Source organism: Massilia sp. CT11-108, from assembly GCF_047302915.1.
In the GTDB taxonomy this organism is placed as follows: Bacteria; Pseudomonadota; Gammaproteobacteria; order Burkholderiales; family Burkholderiaceae_D; genus Telluria; species Telluria orientalis.
In genome coordinates this window covers 1-6,771 of sequence record NZ_JBKYMO010000319.1, presented here as the reverse complement: position 1 = coordinate 6,771, position 6,771 = coordinate 1, and the positions used below count along the sequence as shown (strand labels likewise).

The 6,771-nt window shown below is 69.4% G+C and carries 6 protein-coding genes and 1 pseudogene; 5 read left to right on the top strand and 2 right to left on the bottom strand.

The features are described from left to right. The 4 genes and pseudogenes from ACEN88_RS21555 to ACEN88_RS21540 form a co-directional block, all read left to right on the top strand. Positions 1–182: pseudogene (locus ACEN88_RS21555) on the top strand (GntR family transcriptional regulator); the annotation flags it as partial. Between the two features lie 138 nt (positions 183–320). Beyond that, positions 321–1,652 carry an MFS transporter gene (locus tag ACEN88_RS21550; RefSeq protein WP_413342883.1) on the top strand — a complete coding sequence of 444 codons (1,332 nt, stop codon included), beginning with the start codon at positions 321–323 and terminating at the stop codon, positions 1,650–1,652. Positions 1,653–1,668: 16 nt separating this feature from the next. After that, on the top strand, positions 1,669–2,880 hold the full coding sequence (locus tag ACEN88_RS21545; protein ID WP_413342881.1) for a CaiB/BaiF CoA transferase family protein: 1,212 nt from the start codon (positions 1,669–1,671) through the stop codon (positions 2,878–2,880). After that, entirely contained in the window at positions 2,877–3,815 is a 939-nt protein-coding gene (locus ACEN88_RS21540; protein WP_413342879.1) for a hydroxymethylglutaryl-CoA lyase, read from the top strand. The genes ACEN88_RS21545 and ACEN88_RS21540 overlap by 4 nt, the downstream gene beginning before the upstream one ends. Before the next feature lie 9 nt (positions 3,816–3,824). On the opposite strand, the gene ACEN88_RS21535 is transcribed toward ACEN88_RS21540, so the two are convergent. Beyond that, positions 3,825–4,001, bottom strand: coding sequence for a hypothetical protein (locus ACEN88_RS21535; RefSeq protein WP_413342877.1), 177 nt, complete (start codon positions 3,999–4,001; stop codon positions 3,825–3,827). Positions 4,002–4,214: 213 nt separating this feature from the next. On the opposite strand from ACEN88_RS21535, the gene ACEN88_RS21530 reads away from it, so the two are divergent. After that, complete coding sequence (locus ACEN88_RS21530) at positions 4,215–5,735, top strand: CHAD domain-containing protein (RefSeq protein WP_413342875.1); 1,521 nt, start codon at positions 4,215–4,217, stop codon at positions 5,733–5,735. A 111-nt stretch (positions 5,736–5,846) separates the two neighbouring features. Here ACEN88_RS21530 and ACEN88_RS21525 read toward each other — a convergent pair. Then, positions 5,847–6,771, bottom strand: a 925-nt coding sequence (locus ACEN88_RS21525; RefSeq protein ID WP_413342873.1) for a S41 family peptidase, incomplete at its 5' end; no start/stop codon positions are given.

Below are 6,771 nucleotides of genomic sequence, written 5' to 3'. Positions count from 1 at the left end.
GCCTGGGCGTCGCGGTGCTGCCCGCCGACGCCGTGCGCGCGCTCGTGCGCTCGCTGAACCTGCGCCAGATCCCGCTGACGGATGCGTGGGCCCGGCGCCAGCTCCTGATCGGCGTGCGCGACCTGGAAACCCTGCCGCGCCACGCACGCCTGCTGGTGGACCATCTGGGCGCCGGGGCCTGACACCTGGCGAGCTTTCGCGAAACGCGAAAGCGGGGTTCACACCTTGGTCATTCCGCGTCCGGAGGCGTGCTGCCAGAATCGCATCATCACGCCACCAAGAGCGTGCTTCATTCGACGACTATCCATCCGGAGACAACAATGAGCAAGATTCTTTCCGCCCCGGCCGGCGCGTCCGACGCCGCCGTGCCGGACATGGCGCGGATCGTGGCGAAGGTGGCATGGCGCATCATGCCCCTCATCATGGTCTGCTACCTGTTCGCCTTTTTCGACCGCATCAACATCAGCTTCGCCAAGTTCGCGCTGCAGAGCAGCCTGTCGCTGTCCGACACGGCGTACGGCCTCGGTGCCGGCCTGTTCTCGGTCGGCTACGTCCTGTTCGAAGTCCCCAGCAACATGATGCTGTACAAGGTCGGCGCGCGGCGCTGGATCGCGCGCATCATGGTCTCGTGGGGCATCGCCACCGCGCTGATGGCGCTGGTGCAGACCGAATGGCAGTTCTACGTGCTGCGCTTCCTGATCGGCGCAATGGAGGCCGGCTTCGCGCCCGGCGTGCTGTACTTCCTCACGCTGTGGTTCCCGACCGCCTACCGCGGCCGCATCACGTCGATGCTGTTCCTCGCTTCGGCATTCTCGGGCCTCGTCGGTGCGCCGGCCGCCGGCCTCGTGCTGGCCCACCTGGACGGCGTGCTGGGCATGTCCGGCTGGCACTGGCTGTTCCTCGTGGGCGGCCTGCCGTGCGTGCTGCTGGGCGCCATCGTGTTCCTCGTGCTGAAGGACCGCGTCGAGGATGCGTCCTGGCTCGCGCCCGACGAACGCGCGCTGCTGGCCGCGCGCATCGCCGAACAGAACCGGAGAATCGGCAGCCACTCGCTGCTGGGCGCCCTCAAGACGCCGGGATTTTTCACGCTGGGCCTCGTCTACTTCCTGATCCAGGTGAGCTCCTATGGCCTGAACTTCTGGGCGCCGCACATGATCCGCAGCGCCGGCACCACGAGCCCGACGACTATCGGCCTGCTCACGGCGGTGCCCTACCTGTGCGGTGCGATCGCAATGGTAGCCGTGGGCCGGCTGTCGGATGCCAGCGGCGAGCGCACGAAGTTCGTGATCGGCCTCGTGCTGCTGGGCGCGGTGGGCTTTTGCGGCGCCGGCCTGTTCGACCACCAGCCCGGCCTGCTGGTCGCGGCACTGGCCGTGATGGGCGCGGGTGTGGTAGCGTCGATCCCCGCGTTCTGGGCACTGCCGCCGAAACTGGTGACGGGTGCCGGCGCGGCGGGCGGTATCGCGCTGATCAATACGCTGGGACAGCTGGGCGGCATCGTCAGCCCGGTGATGGTCGGACGCATCAAGGACGTCACCGGCAGCACGACGCCCGCCCTGTACGTGATCGCGGCGCTGGGCGTGGCCTGCGCCGGTGTGCTGGCGTTCGGCCTGCCCGAACGGCTGCGCCAGCGCGAACAATCTGCAAACTGACGAGGACAAGATGAGCATGACGGCTTCAGGCACGATGTCCGCCAACGCCCTGCAGGGCGTGCGCGTGATCGAGATGGGACAATTGATCGCCGGCCCGTTCGCCGGCAAGACGCTGGGCGATTTCGGCGCCGACGTGATCAAGATCGAGGCGCCGGGCACGGGCGACCCGCTGCGCAACTGGCGCATGATGAAGGACGGCACCTCCATCTGGTGGCAGGTCCAGTCGCGCAACAAGCGCTCGCTCGCCCTCGACCTGAGAAGCGAAGAAGGGCAGGACGTCGCGCGCAAGCTGATTGCCGAGGCCGACGTGCTCGTCGAGAACTTCCGTCCCGGCACGCTGGAAAGCTGGGGCATGGGGTGGGACGTCCTGTCCGAACTGAATCCGGGCCTCGTCATGCTGCGCATTTCCGGCTACGGCCAGACGGGGCCCTACCGCGACCTGCCGGGCTTCGGCGCGATCGGCGAAGCGATGGGCGGCCTGCGTCACCTGACCGGCGAGCCGGGCCGTGTGCCTGTGCGCTGCGGCATCTCGATCGGCGACACGCTGGCCGCGCTGCACGGCACCATCGGCGTGCTGACCGCGCTGTACCACCGCAAGGTCAACGGCGGCAAAGGACAGGTGATCGACGTCGCGCTGCACGAAGCCGTGTTCAACGTGATGGAAAGCCTGATCCCCGAATACAGCGCATTCGGCGCCGTGCGCGAGGCCGCCGGCAGCGCGTTGCCGGGCATCGCCCCGTCGAATGCCTACCGCTGCGTCGACGGCTACGTGCTCGTCGCGGGCAACGGCGACAGCATTTTTAAACGCCTGATGCAGGCGATCGGCCGGCCCGACCTGGGCGACGCGCCTGATCTCGCGAACAATGCGGGCCGCGTCGCGCGCGTGGACGAGATCGATGCGGCCATCGGTGCGTGGACGGCGGAGCGGACCGTGACGGACGTCCTGGATGTGCTGGGCGCGGCGAAAGTCCCGGCCGGCAAGGTCTACACGGCGAAGGACATCGCGGAAGACCCGCACTACCGGGCCCGCGACATGATCCTGACGCAGCAGACGAGAGAAGGCTACGAGGTCGAGGTGCCGGGCATCGTGCCGAAGCTGATGGGCACGCCGGGCAGCGTGCGCTCGGCCGCGCCGCGGCTGGGCGAGGACACGGATGCCGTGTTGCGCGAGATCGGCCTCACCGAAGACCAGATCGCGGCGCTGCGCGCGCGCAAGGTGGTGGCATGAGCGCCTGGACCGGGGCCAGCCGTCGCATCCACATCCAGGAAGTCGGGCTGCGCGACGGCCTGCAGGCCGAGTGCCGCTTCGTGCCGACATCCGACAAGATCGCCCTGGCCGACCTGCTGTCGGGCGCGGGACTCGCCAAGCTCGAAGTCAGCTCCTTCGTGTCGCCGAAGGCCGTGCCCGTGCTGGCGGATGCGGGCGACGTGTTCGCCGGCATCGCGCGCGCACCGGGCGTCGTGTACAGCGCCCTCGTGCCGAACGTGCGCGGGGCCGAGCGTGCCGTCGCGGCGGGCGTGGGTGAGATGAACCTCGTCATGTCGGCCAGCGAAAGCCACAACCTGTCCAACCTGCGCATGACGCGAGAACAATCCTTCGCCGGACTGGCCGACGTCGCGGCACTGGCGCGGCGCCACGGCGTCGCCGTCAACGTGTCGCTGTCGTGCAGCTTCGGCTGCCCGATGGAAGGCGACGTGCCGCAGCAGGACGTGCTGGACTGGTGCGCCCGCTTCATCGGCGAACTCGGCGCGCACGGCATCACGCTGTGCGACACCACCGGCATGGCCTATCCGACCCAGGTGCACGCGCTGACGGAAGCCGTATGCGCGCGCTGGCCCGGCATCGAACTCACGCTGCACTTCCACAACACGCGCGGCATGGGCCTGGCGAACGTGCTGGCCGCGATCGATGCCGGCGCCGACCGCTTCGACGCCTCCCTCGGCGGCATCGGCGGCTGCCCATATGCGCCCGGTGCCACCGGCAACGTGTGCACGGAGGAGGTCGTGCACGCGCTCGAACTGATGGGCTACGACACCGGCGTCGACCTGGCCCGGCTGCTGCAGGCCGCGGTCCGCCTGCAGGACCTCGTCGGCCACGAGGTGCCCAGCCAGATCGTCAAGGCCGGCCGCAGGCTGGACCTGCACCCACGGCCGGCTGCCTGAGCACACCCGTCAACGTATCTCGCAGCGCGCGATCTCCGTGCGCCCGTGTCCGGCCACGATCCCGCTGCCGTACACGGGCAGGTCGAGATAGGCCCGCTCCGTCGCGCGCACGGCCAGCACATACGCCTGCCGTCCGGTCTTGTGGCGCAGCGCGCGCGTGGCTGAAATAGCGGATCGCCTCGACACCGAACCGTGCCATATCTGTCTCCTTGGAAATGCAGCCTGCATGAATGCCCGGACAGCTTCCGTACGGTAGCGGTACGTGGCCGGCGCCGGGCTGTTCTGCATCACGCGCGCTTGCGTGCAGGGTTGATCCAACGCGGGTACGTGAGCGCCGATTCGTGTGTCGGCCTTGAAGGCGATGCGCTACAGTAAGAGGATGGATGACAGGAGAATCCGATGGAATGTGAAATCAAACTGGCCGTGGATGCGACCAGTGCCGCGCGGCTGAAAAAATCGGCCGTGCTGCGCGAGCACGCCGTGTCGAAGCCGCGCGACCAGGAACACGTCGACCGCTATTTCGACACCGGCGGCTTCGACTTGTGGAAGCATGGCTTCGCCCTGCGCGTGCGCAGCGCCGGGGAGCGTCACGTGCAGACCCTGAAGGGCGGCGGCAGCGCCGTGGCCGGCCTGCACCGGAGAACCGAGCTGGAAGCCGAGATTCCGTCCGAGGTGCCCGACCACGACCTGTTCGACCGCCAGCTGCGCGAAGCGTTGCCCGGCCTCGCGCACAGCCTGGACGGCCGGCAGCTTGCACCCGAGCCGGTCTTCGTCAACCGCACGAAGCGCACGACGTGGATGCTGGCCCTGCCGGACGGCACGCATGTCGAGTGCGCGCTGGACGTGGGCGAACTGCAGCACGGCGAGCGCAAGACAGCCGTGCGCGAGCTGGAGCTGGAAGTGAAGGATGGCGATCCGGCCTGCCTGTACGAACTGGCGCAGCGGGTGCACGAGGCGACGCCCGTGCGCATCGAGAACATCAGCAAGGCCGAGCGCGGCTATGCGCTGGCGACCGATGACAAGGCGCACGCCGTCAAGGCCGCGCCCGTGACGCTCAAGCGCAAGGCCACGCTGGGCGAGGCGCTGGGCGGCATCCTGCAGAACTGCCTGCAGCAGATGCAGGCCAACGAACGGGGCGTGCTGGCGGGGGACGTCGAGAGCCTGCACCAGATGCGCGTCGGCCTGCGCCGCCTGCGCGCGGCCCAGGACATGGTCGACGGGCTCGTGACGCTGCCGGAACCGCTGGCGGCCGATATCGACTGGTTCGCCGGCGAACTGGGCGACGCACGCAACTGGGACGTGTTCCTCGAATCCGTGCTGCCCGGCCTGCCGCTGACCGAGGACCAGAAGCCGTCGCTGGCGCGCGTGGAAGCGGCCGCGCGCGAGGAGGCGGAGCGTCATCGGGCGCGCGTGCGCTCGGCCGTCGGCAGCCCGCGCTACACGACCCTGATGCTCGCGCTGGGCGGCTGGATCGCGGGCAAGGGCTGGCACCATACTGCGCTGCCGGCCGATCCGCTCGAACAGAAGATCGCGAAGGCCGCGCCGCAGCTCGTGCAGCACGCGGCCGCGCGCGTGCGCAAGCGCGCCCGCGGCGATGACCTGAAACGGCCGGAGTGCCTGCACAAGGTGCGCATCGCGGCCAAGAAGGAACGTTATGCGCGCGAGTTCTTCTCCGCGTTGTCGCACGACCGCAAGGCGACGAAACGGCACGATCTCTTGAGCGGCATGCAGGACGAGCTGGGCGAGATCAACGATGCGTTCGTGGCACGCGAGCTGGTTGCCCAGCTGCGTGACCGCGTGCCGCAGGAGGCGGGGCTGCTCGGCTTCATCGAAGGCGTGCTGGCCGCGCGCGCGCTGGATGCGATGCCGCGCGCGCGCCGGCACGTCAAGGAGAGCCTGCGTGCAAGGGCACGCTTCTGAATTGGTGCCGGTATGTTTCCCGACCGCCGGCGCCGGTAGGGCGGCCGAGCCGCCATGTGCTCTCTTCCCTGGGAGCGATGCGTATTTTGACGCGGGATTGTGACGTGATCGTTACGGCGCGGCGTTCGCCGCCAGCGGCGCACCGCTCCAGCGGCGCAACAGGGCCGCGAGCGTGGACGAACGCTTGTCTTCGGGCGTGAGGACGGCCACCGCGGTCTGCAGGGCCTTGTCGTCGCGCGTGCCGAACGTGCGCGTGGACTCGACCGGCTCGCGCTTCGCCTCCGCCATCGTGTCGAGCGGCTGTGTCGCGGGCAGGTGTTTTGCCAGGTCGGCTTCGCGCAGCAACAGGTCGTCGTCGGCGGCCACCGCGGGCGTCACGACGATGTCGGGCGTGACGCCGCGCGCCTGGATCTCATGGCCGTTCGGCGTGAAGTAGCGCGCCACGGTGAACTTGATGCCGCTGTCCGCGTCCAGCCCGATGACGGACTGGATCGAACCCTTGCCGAACGTGCGCGTGCCGATGACGGTGGCGCGGTGCTGGTCCTGCAGGGCACCGGTGACCAGTTCCGCGGCCGACGCGGACGCGCCGTTCACGAGCACCGTCAGCGGCACGGTGCGGGTCCACCCGGGCAGGCCGGCCAGCACGTCGGGCTGGCCTTGCTGGCGGTAGTAGCGCTCGTCGACGGTGACGGTGGCGTTGGCGCCCGGTTCGCGTCCGCGCGCCGAGAACAGCACGGTGCCCGGCTGCAGGAACGCGCCCGCGACCGCGACGCCCGTCGACACCAGGCCACCCGGATCGTTGCGCAGGTCGAGAATCAGGCCGCGCGGATTGTCCAGTTTTTTCAGGGCCGCCGCGAGGTCGGCCGCCGTGGCGCCGCCGAATTCCGAGATGCGGATCCACGCGAGGCCCGGCGCCGCCATCTTCACGCGCACCGTGTCGTTGTGCAGGTCGGCACGCGTGATGCGCAGGGTCTCGACCTTGTTGCGGCGCGCGATGCCGACGGCGACCACGGTGCCTGGCGCGCCGTGCATGCGC

Bases quoted from the DNA above. Each gene is read 5' to 3' on its own strand.
- ACEN88_RS21550 (WP_413342883.1), top strand. From the start codon at position 321: ATGAGCAAGATTCTTTCCGCCCCGGCCGGCGCGTCCGACGCCGCCGTG.
- ACEN88_RS21545 (WP_413342881.1), top strand. From the start codon at position 1,669: ATGACGGCTTCAGGCACGATGTCCGCCAACGCCCTGCAGGGCGTGCGC.
- ACEN88_RS21540 (WP_413342879.1), top strand. From the start codon at position 2,877: ATGAGCGCCTGGACCGGGGCCAGCCGTCGCATCCACATCCAGGAAGTC.
- ACEN88_RS21530 (WP_413342875.1), top strand. From the start codon at position 4,215: ATGGAATGTGAAATCAAACTGGCCGTGGATGCGACCAGTGCCGCGCGG.